The following is a 14,660-nucleotide window of genomic DNA, read 5'->3' as shown; positions in this document are numbered from 1 at the left end:
ATGAAAGAATTAATTATGATTCGCTACGGTGAATTATCGACGAAGGGTAAGAACAAGCGTAACTTCGTGACAACCCTAGGCCGAAATATCCGCGAAGCTTTAAGTGAATACCCAGACATTAAAATCAACCAACAATATGACTTTATGTTTATAGAATTAAATGGGGCGCCTCAAGATGAGGTTCTTGCTGGTTTGGAAAAGGTATTTGGTGTTCAAAGTTTCTCACCAGCGATTGAATTAGAACGCGATTTCGACTTGTTAAAAGAAGCAGCTGTTAAATTGGTGAAGGCTGAAATCGCTAAAAATGGCGTCCAATCTTTTAAAGTGGCTACATCGCGTTCAGACCACAACTATTCAATGGATACAAATGATATCAACCAAGCCTTGGGTGGCTTTTTGGCAGAAGAATTCCCTGAATTAAAAGTTCAAATGAAGAAACCAGATTTAACCATTCGTGTCAAAGTGCGCGAACAAGATTTCTTGGTATCGTCAGAATGGATTAACGGGGCAGGCGGATTACCAGTAGGGACATCTGCAAATGCAGTATTGATGTTATCAGGTGGAATTGATTCACCGGTAGCTGGATACTTAGCCATGAAACGTGGGATTCGGATTACGGCTGTCCATTTTGCCTCACCACCATACACTAGTCCACAAGCCTTGAATAAAGCGAAGGACTTAACGGAAAAACTGACGAAATTTGGTGGCTGGATTAACTTTGTGGAAGTGCCATTTACGGAAACCCAGGAAGCCATTAAAGAGCATGTGAACCCAGCTTATTTAATGACCATTACCCGCCGGATGATGATGCGCATTTCAGATGAATTGCGAAAACAATACAATGGCTTAGCGATTATAAACGGTGAATCGATTGGCCAAGTGGCGTCACAAACACTGGAATCAATGTTTGCCATTAATGAAGTGACGTCGACACCGATTATTCGTCCAGTTGTAGCAATGGATAAGTTGGAAATCATTGATATCTCACAAAAAATCGATACCTTTGATTTATCTATTCAACCATTTGAAGACTGCTGTACTGTCTTTGCACCACCATCACCTAAAACCAAGCCAAAATTAGATGATATTGCCTACTACGAAGCGAAATTAGATATCGAAGGTTTGGTACAACGGGCTGTTGAAGGAGCTATGGGAGAGAAAATTATGCCTGGTTCACGTAGCAAGGAAGATTTGGAAGCCTTCAGCGACTTATTATAATGAAAGAGCTAACCCTTTTGAATTGAGTTCTTATTAAAGTTATTGTTATACTATTGATAGACTTAAGCTAATCAATCAAAGGAGGAATTAACATTATGGCAACTGTTACATTTAAAGGCGAAGTTGTAGAATTAGAAGGTACTCCGGTAGAAGTAAACCAAGTGGCACCTGATTTTGAGGTGAATGAAGTAAATGGTGGCAAAGTAAGTAAAGCAGACTTTGCTGGCAAGGTACTTTTATTATCCGTTGTACCAGATATTGACTCATCTGTATGTTCTATCCAATCAAACCGCATCAGCGACTATGCTCAACAAGCTGGTGAGGGCGTAGAAGTTGCAACAATATCTATGAATACTGACGAATCTTTATCTAACTGGAAAGCTGAAAATGATTCAGATATGCGTATGTTAAACGATGCAGCAGCATTCGGTAAAGACTACGGTATTTTCTTACCAGAATTAGGTCAATTAGCACGTGCGATGTTTGTTATCGATAATGAAGGTAATGTTGTTTACAAAGAAATTGTTAATGAAGTAACAAACGAACCAGATTACGAAAGTGCTATTCAAGTAGTTGACTCATTAGCGTAAGTAAAAATAGATAGTAAAAAAAAGGAGGTGTGACGCTTTTGTCATACCTCCTTTAACTATTATATTCACATTCTTACATACCGAAATAGCTATATAAGGCAAATCCTAAAGACAGGACTACTGATGATAGAATCAAGATTAACATGATCCAAGTAAAGATTTTACCGGTTTTCTTGCCTTTTTTATTGTACATTTTATCGAAGCCACGTTTTTCTGGTGTGTGTTTCTTTGGACTTTTACGCATATCAATACTCCTCATTTTTAATTCTCGACCATTATAACACAAAAGGATATTGCTTTCTTCCGGTATCTTCTAAATGAAATTTTTCAAGATAGTGGTATAATAAGAAGTGAATTATGAATAAGCGCTAAAAATAAGCGTTAAATTTACTATGATTATGATGAGATACTTTTAAATTATGAGATTATTTGATACTATATGAAAAGGTTTTATCATCAAGTTGTTACCTTAAGGAGGAAAATAAATGACTGAAGCACATATTGGTGTTGTCGGAATGGCCGTAATGGGCAAGAACTTAGCGTTGAATATCGAAAGCCATGGATATACGGTGGCTGTATTTAACCGTACTACCAGCAAAGCAAAAGCTGTTGTAGATGAAAATTCAGATAAAAACTTAGTTTTTACTGAGACTATGGAAGAGTTTGTAAATTCATTAGAAAAACCTCGCCGTATCTTATTAATGGTACAAGCAGGTAAAGCGACAGATGCAACAATCAGTCAATTAATGCCATTATTAGAAAAGGACGATGTTATTATTGATGGTGGAAACACATTCTTCCAAGATACAATTCGTCGTTCTACCGAAATTGACGGTTCTGGTATCCACTTCATTGGTATGGGTGTTTCTGGTGGTGAAGAAGGCGCGCTTAAAGGCCCTAGCTTGATGCCAGGTGGTCCTAAAGAAGCTTACGATATTGTTGAACCAATCTTAAAACAAATCGCAGCTAAAGCGCCTAGTGATGGCGAACCATGTGTAACTTACATCGGCCCTAACGGTGCTGGTCACTACGTTAAAATGGTTCACAACGGTATCGAATACGGTGACATGCAATTAATTGCTGAAACATACGATTTATTACGTCGTCATTTAGACTTACCTGTAACAGAAATCGCTGATCATTTTGCCGATTGGAACACTGGTGAATTAGACAGTTTCCTAATCGAAATTACAGCTGATATCTTAACAAAACATGATCCAGAAACAGGTAAACCAATGGTTGACGTGATCTTGGATCGTGCAGGTAACAAAGGTACTGGTAAATGGACTTCTCAATCAGCATTAGATGTTGGTGTACCATTACAAACAATTACTGAATCAGTTTACGCACGTTACATTTCAGCATTGAAAGACCAACGTGTCCGCGCTTCTAAAGTGTTAGCTGGTCCAGAAAATACAGCATTCGAAGGCGATAAAAACGACTTCGTTGAAAAAATTCGTAAAGCTTTATACTTCTCTAAAATCATGTCTTACGCGCAAGGTTTCTACCAATACCGTACAGCATCAGAAGAATATGATTGGAACTTGAACTATAAAGAAATCGCAGCTATTTTCCGTGCTGGATGTATCATCCGTGCAGGCTTCCTAGAAAAAATCATGGACGCTTACGAAAACAACGCTGACTTAGAAAACATCTTATTAGATGAATACTTTATGGATATTGCTAAAGATTACCAACAAGCAACTCGTGAAGTAGCAGCAGAAGCAATTAAATCTGGTATACCTGTACCTGGTTTCACATCTGCCTTGTCTTACTACGATAGCTACCGTTCAGAAACTTTACCAGCGAACATCATTCAAGCGCAACGTGACTACTTTGGTGCGCATACTTATGAACGTGTTGATGCTGAAGGTTCTTATCACTTATTATGGGATAAAGAAGAACAAATCGATGCTTAATTTTGGGCTTGCCCATGAATTTGTGCAGGAAAATAGGGTGAAATTATGAGTGAAGAAAAAGCAAAACGCATCTTAATCGTTGAAGATGAAAAAAACTTAGCCCGTTTTGTTGAATTAGAACTTAAACATGAGGGCTATGAAACAGAACTTGCTAAGGATGGTCGTATTGGGCTTGAGAAAGCCCAAGAAGGCAACTGGGACTTAATCTTGTTAGATTTAATGTTGCCAGAGATTAACGGGATTGAAGTGTGTCGTCGTTTACGACCAACTTCAGACGTGCCGATTATCATCATGACGGCTAGAGATTCAGTTATTGACCGTGTATCAGGTTTTGACCACGGTGCCGATGACTATATCGTTAAGCCATTTGCGATTGAAGAATTATTGGCACGTATTCGTGCATTACTTCGTCGTATTGATATAGAAGAAGAACAACAACACAGAAAACAAACGAAAGTAACTTTCCGTGACCTTTCTGTTGAAAAAGAAAATCGCATCGTTCGCCGTGGCGAGGAGATTATCGATTTAACAAAACGTGAGTACGAGTTATTGGTGATGTTAATGGAGAACGTTAACGTAGTATTACCTCGTACAGAATTATTAAATAAAGTATGGGGCTATACAACTGAAGTTGAAACCAACGTTGTAGATGTTTATATTCGTTACTTACGAAATAAAATCGATGTGGATGGTCAACCAGGTTACATTCAAACTGTACGTGGTACGGGCTATGTAATGAGGACCCCAGAATAATGTTTAATAGCGTTTTAAATGATTTTAAAACAAAACTGCAGCACCCATTTTCATTAATTTGGAAGTGGGGCTTAGTTTTATCTAGCTTGTTTTGGTTGGCCTTGAGTGTGAGCCCCATCATTTCAAATATTCAAGAACAACAAGCGCTAGAAGAAGACTATGTGGCTGAGGTTACACAAATTGACACTTATTTACAAACCTACTTAAATTCCTTAGCATCACGCCCAGCTTCAGAAGTGCGTGAAGGATTCCAATCACGCATTGCCATTGAAAATATTTCTTTAGAAGATTATCTAAATGAACATAACGTGAAAATTCAAGTCTATAATGAAAATGGTAACCTGGTTTATAATTCAGGGACTACTGTAGATAGTTTCTCAACTAGTAGAACGACAGGCCGAACGAGATCGGATGAAACTGGCGACTTCCTGACGTATCAATTACTATATGATGGTTCTGACCAAATTGGTTATTATATTGCGACCTTTGATTACCAATCAGTCGCTGATCAATTGTCTGATAAACGGACTGAATTAATCATTATGGCGGGGGTTAATCTAATCATCGCCGTTGTCGCTGGTCTTGGTGTAGCTTATTTCTTTATTCAACCGATTCAAAAGATGAAACGGTTCTTAAAGAACATCACTGCAGATAATATTGCTGACCGCCGTTTGAACGTAACAGAATACCGCGGTGAAATTACTGAAATTTCTGAAAGTATCAACCAGATGCTTGATCAAACGAGTGAGTATATTGACCAACAAATTCATTTTGTAGAAGATGTTTCTCATGAACTACGGACACCAGTAGCCATCATTGAAGGCCATTTAAACATGTTAAACCGTTGGGGTAAGGATGATCCAGAGATTCTTGAAGAGTCGCTGTCAGCCTCTGTAAATGAGCTAGAACGGATGAAAGTCCTCGTACAAGAGATGTTAGATTTATCTCGAGCAGGCCAGGTTGACACACAGTATTATGATAAGACGACGTTAATCAATGAAGTAATCAATCAAGTTTTCCAAAACTTCAAGGTACTATACCCAGACTTCCAATTCTTCTTGGAAAATGACTTGCGCCGTAATTACGAGATTCAGATTTACCGTAACCATCTTGAACAAATCCTGATTATTTTATTGGATAATGCTGTCAAATATTCAACTGATCGCCAAGAAATCCATATTTCTGTTGCGACCAACGCCGTTGACTATATAGAAATTGCCATCCAAGACTTCGGTGAGGGGATGTCTCAAAAAGACCAAAACCGTATCTTTAACCGCTTCTACCGGGTGGATAAGGCGCGGTCGCGTGAACGTGGAGGGAATGGTCTAGGTTTATCTATCGCTAAAGAATTAATCAAAGGGTACAAGGGTTCTATCTTTGTAGAGAGTGAGCTGGGCAATGGTTCTATTTTCCATGTTCGCTTCCCAATCTTGAATACCTTAGACGAAATTTCAGCAGCTGACCGTGAACGAATTGATCAGTTGTTAGAAGAAGCAACAAATGACGAGAACAATCAAATATAAGCATGCTAACAGAAATCTTACGCTAACTAGTGTGAGGTTTCTGTTTTTCTACATAGTTAATTTTAAATATAAAGGCAGGTTTATAAGATGAATAAGAATATTGAAAATATGACAGAAATAGAAAAGTTTACCCTACTCCATGCGAGACAAAGAAGTTAATAGTCAAAAATTGGCAGCTATCTCAGTTTGTAAGAGGTTGAATAGGGTAGATACTTTTGACAAATAGCCCTTGGATGCGGGCAACCACCATTTATTTGGCAAAGTTGAGAAAGAACCATTTGTGGGACCTATTTTTCATTATGATAGAAGGGCTAATATAGAAGTGAACGATCATTTCCTAGTCATTTATAATGCGACAACTCTTGATATTGCTAAAGTGACGATTGGAAACGACGCGATGATTGGACCTAAAACAATGAACTGTACGGTAAACCATCCTATTATACCAAAAGAGCGCCATGATCATTTAGGGATAGCCTATCCCTAACGATGTGGATTAATGTACTAAATATAGCCGCCATTGGTTATTCCTTCTTTCCACATACAATTAAGATATTCTTCACTAACTTTCTAATGTACAAAGTTGACTGACTTTAATTTTGAGAAAAAGAAGAGAATTTGCTTAATTTTGTAACAGTAAACTTGTGTAATAGTGTTATAGATGGTTACTTTTTAAAAGTTCTTTATTTACAAGGATTTCTCCCCTTTAAACTGTACTAATACAATTTTCCTCCTTGTACCACTTTTCTCAAATATAAACAATATTGTACTAAAAATGGGGTATTTTTGGCTAATTATGGCCCTCACAAAGGATATTTGTGGCAATTCATTGGATTGGACTGTTTTAAGTGCTATTATTTCAATTGTGATATTTTTAAATCAAATGGAGGGTAATCTAAATGTCAGATAACAAAATTAACATCGGTTTAGCAGTTATGAAAATTTTAGAGTCTTGGGGAGCAGATACTATTTATGGTATTCCTTCAGGTACTTTAAGTTCATTGATGGACGCGATGGGTGAAGAAGAAAACAACGTTAAATTCCTACAAGTGAAACACGAAGAAGTAGGTGCTATGGCTGCTGTAATGCAAAGCAAATTCGGCGGTAACCTAGGTGTTACTGTTGGTTCTGGTGGTCCAGGTGCATCTCACTTGATTAACGGTTTATACGATGCAGCAATGGATAACATTCCAGTAGTTGCGATCTTAGGTTCTCGTCCACAACGCGAATTAAACATGGACGCTTTCCAAGAATTAAACCAAAACCCAATGTACGACCACATTGCAGTTTACAACCGTCGTGTAGCTTACGCTGAGCAATTACCAAAATTAGTTGACGAAGCGGCTCGTATGGCTATCGCTAAACGTGGTGTAGCAGTTCTAGAAGTACCTGGTGATTTCGCTAAAGTTGAAATCGACAACGACCAATGGTACTCATCTGCAAACAGCTTACGTAAATATGAACCAATCGCTCCAGCAGCACAAGATATCGACGCAGCAGTTGAATTATTAAACAACTCTAAACGTCCAGTAATCTACGCTGGTATTGGTACTATGGGCCACGGTCCTGCAGTTCAAGAATTAGCACGTAAAATCAAAGCACCAGTTATCACTACTGGTAAAAACTTTGAAACTTTCGAGTATGATTTTGAAGCTTTAACAGGTTCTACTTACCGTGTAGGTTGGAAACCAGCTAACGAAACTATCTTAGAAGCAGATACAGTATTATTTGCTGGTTCAAACTTCCCATTCTCAGAGGTTGAAGGTACTTTCCGTAACGTGGATAACTTCATCCAAATCGATATTGATCCAGCTATGTTAGGTAAACGTCACCACGCTGATGTTGCTATCTTAGGTGATGCTGGTTTAGCAATCGACGAAATCTTAAACAAAGTTGACGCTGTTGAAGAGTCAGCATGGTGGACAGCTAACTTGAAAAACATCGCTAACTGGCGTGAATACATCAACATGTTAGAAACTAAAGAAGAAGGCGACTTGCAATTCTACCAAGTGTACAATGCAATCAACAACCACGCTGACGAAGATGCAATTTACTCAATTGATGTTGGTAACTCAACACAAACATCTATTCGTCATTTACACATGACACCTAAAAACATGTGGAGAACTTCTCCATTATTCGCGACAATGGGTATCGCTATCCCTGGTGGTTTAGGTGCTAAAAACACTTACCCAGATCGTCAAGTTTGGAACATCATCGGTGATGGTGCCTTCTCTATGACTTACCCAGATGTAGTAACTAACGTACGTTACAATATGCCTGTAATCAACGTTGTATTCTCTAACACTGAATATGCCTTCATCAAAAACAAATATGAAGACACTAACAAAAACTTATTCGGTGTAGACTTTACAGATGTTGACTACGCTAAAATCGCTGAAGCACAAGGTGCTAAAGGATTTACTGTAAGCCGTATCGAAGATATGGACCGTGTAATGGCTGAAGCTGTTGCAGCTAATAAAGCAGGTCACACTGTAGTTATCGACTGTAAGATTACTCAAGACCGTCCAATCCCTGTAGAAACATTGAAATTAGATCCAAAACTATACAGCGAAGACGAAATCAAAGCTTACAAAGAACGTTACGAAGCTGCTAACTTAGTACCATTCAGAGAGTACTTAGAAGCTGAAGGCTTAGAATCTAAATACATCAAATAATCATTTGATAACATTAGATTAGTAACTAAGATTTATTATATTCAGACGAGATAAGAACAGGTTGGGGCTCTTCCCAGCCTGTTTTTGCTTATATAGGATTCTTGCAAAAATAGTTATTTCTCCCGAATTTTCAACCAACGTGTTCAAAATTTTCTAATCAAGCTTGATAGTTTTTCGATACTTTGATCAAGACATAATAGTTTTGTAGATGTGTTACAATTTATTTAAACAAGTTGGAGGTTTTAGCTATGACAAACAAGAAAATTTTAACCACACATGTAGGTTCATTACCACGTCCAAAAGCATTATTAGAGGCAAATGATCGTCGTGCAAAAAATGAAATTTCAGACGAAGAATACAATCAAATCATCCAAAATTCAGTGGATCAAGTTGTTGCAAAACAAAATGAACTTGGTATCGACATTGCAAATGATGGTGAATATGGTCATATCACATCTGGTCCAGTAGACTTTGGTGCCTGGTGGAACTACTCATTCTATCGTTTAGGTGGTTTAGAAATGACTGACCAAGACCGTTGGGCAAACCCTGAAAAGATTCGTTCAACACCAGGAAATATTAAATTAACATCATTCCCTGACCGTCGTGACCGTGCAATTTTCTCAGCTGCCTATGAAGATCCAGATTCTGGTGTTTTAGGTAAACGTAAAGCTGTTGGGAACCCAGTTTTCGCTGATAAAGTGACTTACGTTGGTCAAGACCAAGTACAACGTGACGTAGATTTCTTAAAAGCTTCGCTAGCTAAAAACAACTTAGATAAAGGTTTTATTGCAGCTGTATCTCCAGGTTCAGCTGCTCGTCTACAAGATAACTACTACAATGGTGATGAAGAAGCCTTATTAAATGATTTAGCAGACGCATTACATGAAGAATATAAAGCAATCACAGATGCTGGTTTCATCGTTCAAATTGATGCGCCCGACTTGGCTGAAGCTTGGGACCAAATCAACCCAGAGCCATCAGTTGAAGACTTCCAAAGATGGTTACAATTACGTATTGACGCTATTAACCGTGCCTTAAAAGGTATCGATCCAGCCTTAGTTCGCTTACATATTTGCTGGGGTTCATGGCATGGACCACATACAACAGATATTCCATTAGAGTACATCGTTGACCAATGTTTAGAAGTAAATGCAGCAGGATTTACTTTTGAAGCATCAAGTCCACGTCATGCGCATGAATGGAAAGTGTGGGAAAAAGCGGGTCGCTTAAAAGAAGGCCAATACATCATTCCTGGTTTAGTATCACATTCAACAAATGCGGTTGAGCATCCAGAATTAATCGCAGAACGCTTAATCCGTTTCGGTGAAATTGTTGGACCAGAAAACGTCGTTGCTTCAACTGACTGTGGTTTAGGTGGACGTTTACACGAGCAAATCGCTTGGGCTAAATTAGAAGCCCTTGTAGAAGGTGCAGCAATTGCTTCTAAACACTTCTACGGAGAATAAGACGAGCTATTTACCTATATAAAAAGGGTTTGTGGCAGAGCTGTCACAAACACTTTTATGCACTTTTTAATAGCATAAGAAAAGCCCTCTGGCTAGCGTATAGAACGCCAAGTCAGAGGGCTTTTACCTTGTTATCAGTTGTTATTTACGTTGTTTGCCAGCGTTACGGTTTGTTTGGCTGTCATTATTTGTTAAGCGTTTGTTTGTAGATTCTTTCTTAACAGAATCAGTCACATCTTTACGGCCGCTAGAAGGTTTCTTCACCTTGATTGGGTTCTCAGCCATTTCTTTATCAACTTCTGCCTGGATTTTTGGCTTGAAGTAGAAAGTTGTAAATAATGATTGTAGAATTGACCAAATGGCACCTGCTAAGAAGTAAAGTGTTAATCCGGCTGGTGTTGTAAATACAATGAATCCCATCATAATTGGTGTCATGAATAGGGTAGAACGCATTTGCGCTTTTTGCTCTTCTGGCACACCTTGCAAGGTAATGAATGATTGAATCAAGTACATTACAATGGTGATAATGGCTAATACCATATGAGATTCTCCAAGTGAGATACCGAAGAATTCAGAGCTGGCAATTGGTTCACTCACGCGAATAGCAGTGTATAAACCAGAGATGATTGGTAATTGTAGTAATAATGGTAAACAACCCATACCACCAAACATAGAAACGTTATTTTCGCGCATGAATTCTTGTTGTTCAGTCGCTAATGCCATTTTCTCCGCTTGCGTTGTGGCATTTTTTTGACGTTCTTGAATTTCTTTTAAGTATGGTTGAAAAGCAGCCATCTTAATTTGTTGACGCGTTGAGCTTTTCAGCTGGTTCAAGGTAAGTGGCAATAGAATAATACGAATGGCAATGGTAATAATGATAATAGCAATTCCGTAGTTACCAGCAAACTGATCAGCAATCCATACGATAAGTTGACCAATCGGTTCTACTGTTAAGCGATACATAAAACCATCTGGATTATTTGGATTGGCACATCCACCCAAAAATACCACGAGTGACATCACTAGCAAAATTAGCGATAGGCGTTTATTTTTTAAACGGCTTGACAATACTTCACGTCCTTTAATTTATATAGTTATTTGATTCTTGTTTAAGTGTCTTGACTAACGTTACTATTGTAGCTAATTTAGGGGGCTATTTCAATAAACCGTGCGAAATTTCACCATTTCCTCACTATTGAAGGTTTCAACGACTTGGATATTGTCGACATGGGCGGATGGGTTTTCCGGCATTTCTTTGACTTCTTCAATAAAAGCACGCAAGGTGGCATCATCTGCTTGAACAAGAATTTCTACTGATCCATCGTTCTTATTCTCCACAGTTCCCGCAACTTTCATTCTCTTGGCGATTCTTTCGGTAAAATAACGGAAGCCTACACCTTGCACACGGCCGGTTACAACAATTCGACTTGTTTTCATAAATATACCTTCTTTCATTGTACTTCTTTCAATATACTTCTTTAATTATACTAGATATTATGCCAATTGACATCAGACTAAGTACTGGTTTTGAATAGATTTTTTATTAAAATGAAGTCCTTTGTTTGCGTTAGGTCAAAACGTCACCAAGATGAAAATCGACCATAAGTTTGGTATAATAGGATGCTGATTGGAGAGTGAAGAAGATGAGTTTCCAAGTATATCAAATAGATGGATTTGACGAGCCATGGTGGTTTGAAGATGACTGGCATGAGCATGTCGTCGCTGTTCAAACGGCTGACAGCTTAGAGGAAGCAGCACTTATTTTTCAAGGTGAATCATTAAAATTGCAGGGCCTATTCCCGAAGACGCGTAGTCGAGTAGAAGGCATGCGCGCTTACTGGCAACCGGGTGAAACGGATTGGTGTGAACCTTGTGCCAATGATGAACAAGTCTACCATAGCCTGGTCCTCTATGAGAACCAACAAGCTTTAAGTGAAGCACGCGTCAAAGAATTAACCAGTATTTTAGACAATATCAATCGCCATTCAAGCGATAAAAATCATATAGAAGAGGAGGGTTAGCGTGGCAAGAAAAAAGAAAAGACGGACTAAGAAACAACAAGAACTTTTCCGCATGCAATTATTTTCTGGGATTTCATTATTTTTCGCCATTATTGGTGTGTTAGAACTTGGTGCATTGGGCCGATTATTCATGCATCTGATGGAATTTTTTGTTGGGGGACTATCCGTTCCTGTATTTATTATTGAAATTATCTTCACAGGCTGGGTGCTTGTGACAGGGCATGGCCCATTAGCTTTAGGTAGAATCATGAACACGGTGATTTGGGCAGTACCTATCCTAGCCATACTAATGCATGCTTGGGATTATCTAGCCATCGCCTTATCCAGTGATGCATCTGTATTAGAGGTGACTTGGCAACGGGCTATCGCCAATTTTACCGCTGAAGGTGCCGGTCAATCCTTAGGTGGTGGGCTTTTAGGTGGTTTATTATATACCTTTACCTTCTACACAGTAAGTCAATTGGGGACCTATATTTTTGTGGGCATCGCCTTAATGATCCTATTGTGCTACCTATTCAGTATTACTTGGTTAGATTTAGTCGAAGGGATTCAGTCCATTACCAGTGTGGTGTTTAATTGGTTAGGTGAATTCTGGGACACAACGAAACAACAATTTTCAAGTTATCGTGAGGACCGGGAAAAATATAAGGCAGACCAATCTAAACAAAAAGCTAGCCGAAGTAAAGCTGCTAAAAAAGGCAAGCAGTCTGGTGAAGACCAAGATAGTTTAGAAAGCAACAACCGTATTAAACCAAAACAAGTGGATACAGACGACGAAGATGTAGTCATTGTTGGCCCAAGCGCCAGTGCGAGTAAAGGCAACCATCCAGCTGAAATCGAACAAACTTCTCTTGAAATTGGCACGCAAGCTGATGAATTACACAAGGCTAAACAAGCAAAGACGCAAGCTAGTCCAAGCACTGATGACCAAGGTGTCGATACTGAACCAGATGACGGTAAAGATATTGTCATGGATATGGCTGCAGAGCCAGAAAATCCAGAGTACAAATTACCACCAGCCACCTTGTTGACGCCAATTAAAGCGACAGACCAAAGTGGTGAATACTCTGTCATTAAAGAAAATGTCCGTAAACTTGAAGCGACTTTCAAGAGCTTTAATGTGGATGCCAAAGTCACTAAGGCTAACTTGGGACCAGCTGTAACAAAATATGAAATTCAGCCAGCGATTGGGGTAAAAGTAAGTAAGATTGTTGGTTTAGCCGACGATATCGCCTTATCACTAGCTGCTAAAGATATCCGGATTGAAGCGCCAATTCCAGGTAAATCCTTTATCGGGATTGAAGTGCCCAATCAAGACGTTTCCTTAGTTTCCTTCCGTGATTCTTTCGAGCATCAACTGCAATCGGGTAAAGTCTTGGAAGTCCCATTAGGAAAAGATATTTCAGGCAATATTCGTTCAGCAGACTTGACCAAGATGCCCCATCTATTGGTTGCTGGGTCTACCGGATCTGGTAAATCAGTCGCTATCAACGGAATTATCGTATCCATTTTGATGAAGGCGAAGCCAAATGAGGTCAAATTGATGATGATCGACCCTAAAAAAGTGGAACTATCAATTTATAACGGTATTCCACACTTGTTAACACCCGTTGTAACCAATCCAAGAAAAGCAGCTCAAGCTTTACAAAAAGTCGTTCAAGAGATGGAACGTCGTTATGAATTGTTTGCTGCTTCGGGCCAACGGAATATTGACGGATACAATGACTTCGTTCATGAAGAAAACCTTAATGAAGGTACTGCGCATCCGACACTACCTTATATCGTTGTGATTGTAGATGAGTTAGCCGACTTGATGATGGTCGCTTCTAAAGAAGTAGAGGCCGCAATTACCCGGCTAGCGCAAATGGCACGTGCAGCTGGTATCCATATGATTCTAGCAACTCAAAGGCCATCTGTTGACGTTATTACGGGGATCATCAAGGCCAACGTACCATCAAGAATTGCCTTTGCCGTATCTTCAGGGACTGACTCAAGAACCATCATCGACCAAAACGGGGCCGAGAAATTATTGGGTCGAGGAGATATGCTCTACCTACCTATGGGTGAGTCGAAACCAATTCGTGTCCAAGGGGCCTTTATCACAGATGACGAAGTGGAACATGTGGTCTCTTTTGTAAAAGATCAACAAGAACCAAATTATGTCGAATCTATGATACCAACTGAGACCAAAGAATCAGCGCCAGGCGAAGATTTAGATGAAATGTGGGATACTGTCCTTGAATTTGTTAAAACCCGTGAAACGGTCTCGATTTCTATGTTACAACGTCAATTTAGAGTCGGTTACAACCGGGCCGCTCGACTAGTAGATGACATGGAGCAACGCGGAATTGTCGGCCCACAAGAAGGGTCTAAACCACGTACAGTTAATATCTTCCAAGAAAACGGCGCCGAACCAACCGAATAGGTTATGTAATAGGCTGATACACACATTTTCCAAGTCAAAAAATGCTATACTATATTTAACATAGCAG

At 39.2% G+C, this 14,660-nt stretch carries 13 protein-coding genes; 10 read left to right on the top strand and 3 right to left on the bottom strand.

What is annotated here, in order from left to right; translation table 11 throughout:
- Both thiI and A6J77_RS01290 read left to right on the top strand, forming a co-directional pair.
- On the top strand, nucleotides 1-1,218 hold the full coding sequence (thiI, locus tag A6J77_RS01295) for a tRNA uracil 4-sulfurtransferase ThiI (RefSeq protein WP_083067723.1): 1,218 nt from the start codon (nucleotides 1-3) through the stop codon (nucleotides 1,216-1,218).
- 95 nt (nucleotides 1,219-1,313) lie between these two features.
- Nucleotides 1,314-1,808 (top strand): peroxiredoxin, encoded by a 495-nt coding sequence (locus tag A6J77_RS01290; protein WP_083067722.1) that lies wholly within the window; start codon nucleotides 1,314-1,316, stop codon nucleotides 1,806-1,808.
- Nucleotides 1,809-1,881: 73 nt separating this feature from the next.
- On the opposite strand, the gene A6J77_RS01285 is transcribed toward A6J77_RS01290, so the two are convergent.
- Nucleotides 1,882-2,052, bottom strand: coding sequence for a MerR family transcriptional regulator (locus tag A6J77_RS01285; RefSeq protein WP_227645091.1), 171 nt, complete (start codon nucleotides 2,050-2,052; stop codon nucleotides 1,882-1,884).
- Nucleotides 2,053-2,293: 241 nt separating this feature from the next.
- Between A6J77_RS01285 and gndA the strand changes: the two genes are divergently transcribed.
- The 6 genes from gndA to A6J77_RS01255 all read left to right on the top strand — a co-directional run bounded on the left by gndA (nucleotide 2,294) and on the right by A6J77_RS01255 (nucleotide 10,147).
- Nucleotides 2,294-3,727: an NADP-dependent phosphogluconate dehydrogenase gene (gndA, locus tag A6J77_RS01280; protein WP_083067720.1), complete on the top strand. Its 1,434-nt coding sequence runs from the start codon at nucleotides 2,294-2,296 to the stop codon at nucleotides 3,725-3,727.
- 45 nt (nucleotides 3,728-3,772) lie between these two features.
- Nucleotides 3,773-4,480, top strand: coding sequence for a response regulator transcription factor (locus tag A6J77_RS01275; protein ID WP_003143523.1), 708 nt, complete (start codon nucleotides 3,773-3,775; stop codon nucleotides 4,478-4,480).
- Complete coding sequence (locus A6J77_RS01270) at nucleotides 4,480-6,003, top strand: sensor histidine kinase (RefSeq protein WP_083067719.1); 1,524 nt, start codon at nucleotides 4,480-4,482, stop codon at nucleotides 6,001-6,003. Before A6J77_RS01275 ends, A6J77_RS01270 begins: the two co-directional genes overlap by 1 nt.
- 322 nt (nucleotides 6,004-6,325) lie before the next feature.
- On the top strand, nucleotides 6,326-6,490 hold the full coding sequence (locus A6J77_RS09325; RefSeq protein ID WP_193756622.1) for a hypothetical protein: 165 nt from the start codon (nucleotides 6,326-6,328) through the stop codon (nucleotides 6,488-6,490).
- Between the two features lie 412 nt (nucleotides 6,491-6,902).
- The gene (gene spxB / locus A6J77_RS01260) at nucleotides 6,903-8,681 is read left to right on the top strand and encodes a pyruvate oxidase (RefSeq protein ID WP_083067717.1); all 1,779 of its coding nucleotides are present in this window, start codon (nucleotides 6,903-6,905) and stop codon (nucleotides 8,679-8,681) included.
- Between the two features lie 248 nt (nucleotides 8,682-8,929).
- Nucleotides 8,930-10,147 carry a cobalamin-independent methionine synthase II family protein gene (locus A6J77_RS01255; RefSeq protein WP_083067716.1) on the top strand — a complete coding sequence of 406 codons (1,218 nt, stop codon included), beginning with the start codon at nucleotides 8,930-8,932 and terminating at the stop codon, nucleotides 10,145-10,147.
- A 141-nt stretch (nucleotides 10,148-10,288) separates the two neighbouring features.
- Here A6J77_RS01255 and yidC read toward each other — a convergent pair whose 3' ends face one another.
- Together yidC and A6J77_RS01245 are read right to left on the bottom strand one after the other, a co-directional pair.
- Nucleotides 10,289-11,215 (bottom strand): membrane protein insertase YidC, encoded by a 927-nt coding sequence (gene yidC / locus A6J77_RS01250; protein ID WP_083067715.1) that lies wholly within the window; start codon nucleotides 11,213-11,215, stop codon nucleotides 10,289-10,291.
- Between the two features lie 90 nt (nucleotides 11,216-11,305).
- The gene (locus A6J77_RS01245; protein ID WP_016897631.1) at nucleotides 11,306-11,584 is read right to left on the bottom strand and encodes an acylphosphatase; all 279 of its coding nucleotides are present in this window, start codon (nucleotides 11,582-11,584) and stop codon (nucleotides 11,306-11,308) included.
- Nucleotides 11,585-11,790: 206 nt separating this feature from the next.
- Between A6J77_RS01245 and A6J77_RS01240 the strand changes: the two genes are divergently transcribed.
- The gene (locus A6J77_RS01240) at nucleotides 11,791-12,168 is read left to right on the top strand and encodes a DUF1033 family protein (RefSeq protein WP_083067714.1); all 378 of its coding nucleotides are present in this window, start codon (nucleotides 11,791-11,793) and stop codon (nucleotides 12,166-12,168) included.
- Between the two features lies 1 nt (nucleotide 12,169).
- Nucleotides 12,170-14,593, top strand: a complete 2,424-nt coding sequence (locus A6J77_RS01235; protein ID WP_083067713.1) for a DNA translocase FtsK — start codon at nucleotides 12,170-12,172, stop codon at nucleotides 14,591-14,593.
- Nucleotides 14,594-14,660: the final 67 nt, after the last annotated feature.

It is taken from the genome of Aerococcus viridans (assembly GCF_002083135.2).
GTDB lineage: Bacteria > Bacillota > Bacilli > Lactobacillales > Aerococcaceae > Aerococcus > Aerococcus viridans_C.
Note: the sequence above shows the minus strand (reverse complement) of the source record. Positions and strands in the feature narration are given on the sequence as shown.

Excerpts from the sequence above, each read along its gene's own strand:
- A6J77_RS01255 (WP_083067716.1), top strand. The coding sequence starts at position 8,930 with ATGACAAACAAGAAAATTTTAACCACACATGTAGGTTCATTACCACGT.
- spxB (WP_083067717.1), top strand. The coding sequence starts at position 6,903 with ATGTCAGATAACAAAATTAACATCGGTTTAGCAGTTATGAAAATTTTA.
- A6J77_RS01240 (WP_083067714.1), top strand. The coding sequence starts at position 11,791 with ATGAGTTTCCAAGTATATCAAATAGATGGATTTGACGAGCCATGGTGG.
- A6J77_RS01245 (WP_016897631.1), bottom strand. The coding sequence starts at position 11,584 with ATGAAAACAAGTCGAATTGTTGTAACCGGCCGTGTGCAAGGTGTAGGC.
- gndA (WP_083067720.1), top strand. The coding sequence starts at position 2,294 with ATGACTGAAGCACATATTGGTGTTGTCGGAATGGCCGTAATGGGCAAG.
- A6J77_RS01275 (WP_003143523.1), top strand. The coding sequence starts at position 3,773 with ATGAGTGAAGAAAAAGCAAAACGCATCTTAATCGTTGAAGATGAAAAA.
- A6J77_RS01285 (WP_227645091.1), bottom strand. The coding sequence starts at position 2,052 with ATGCGTAAAAGTCCAAAGAAACACACACCAGAAAAACGTGGCTTCGAT.
- A6J77_RS01270 (WP_083067719.1), top strand. The coding sequence starts at position 4,480 with ATGTTTAATAGCGTTTTAAATGATTTTAAAACAAAACTGCAGCACCCA.
- A6J77_RS01290 (WP_083067722.1), top strand. The coding sequence starts at position 1,314 with ATGGCAACTGTTACATTTAAAGGCGAAGTTGTAGAATTAGAAGGTACT.
- thiI (WP_083067723.1), top strand. The coding sequence starts at position 1 with ATGAAAGAATTAATTATGATTCGCTACGGTGAATTATCGACGAAGGGT.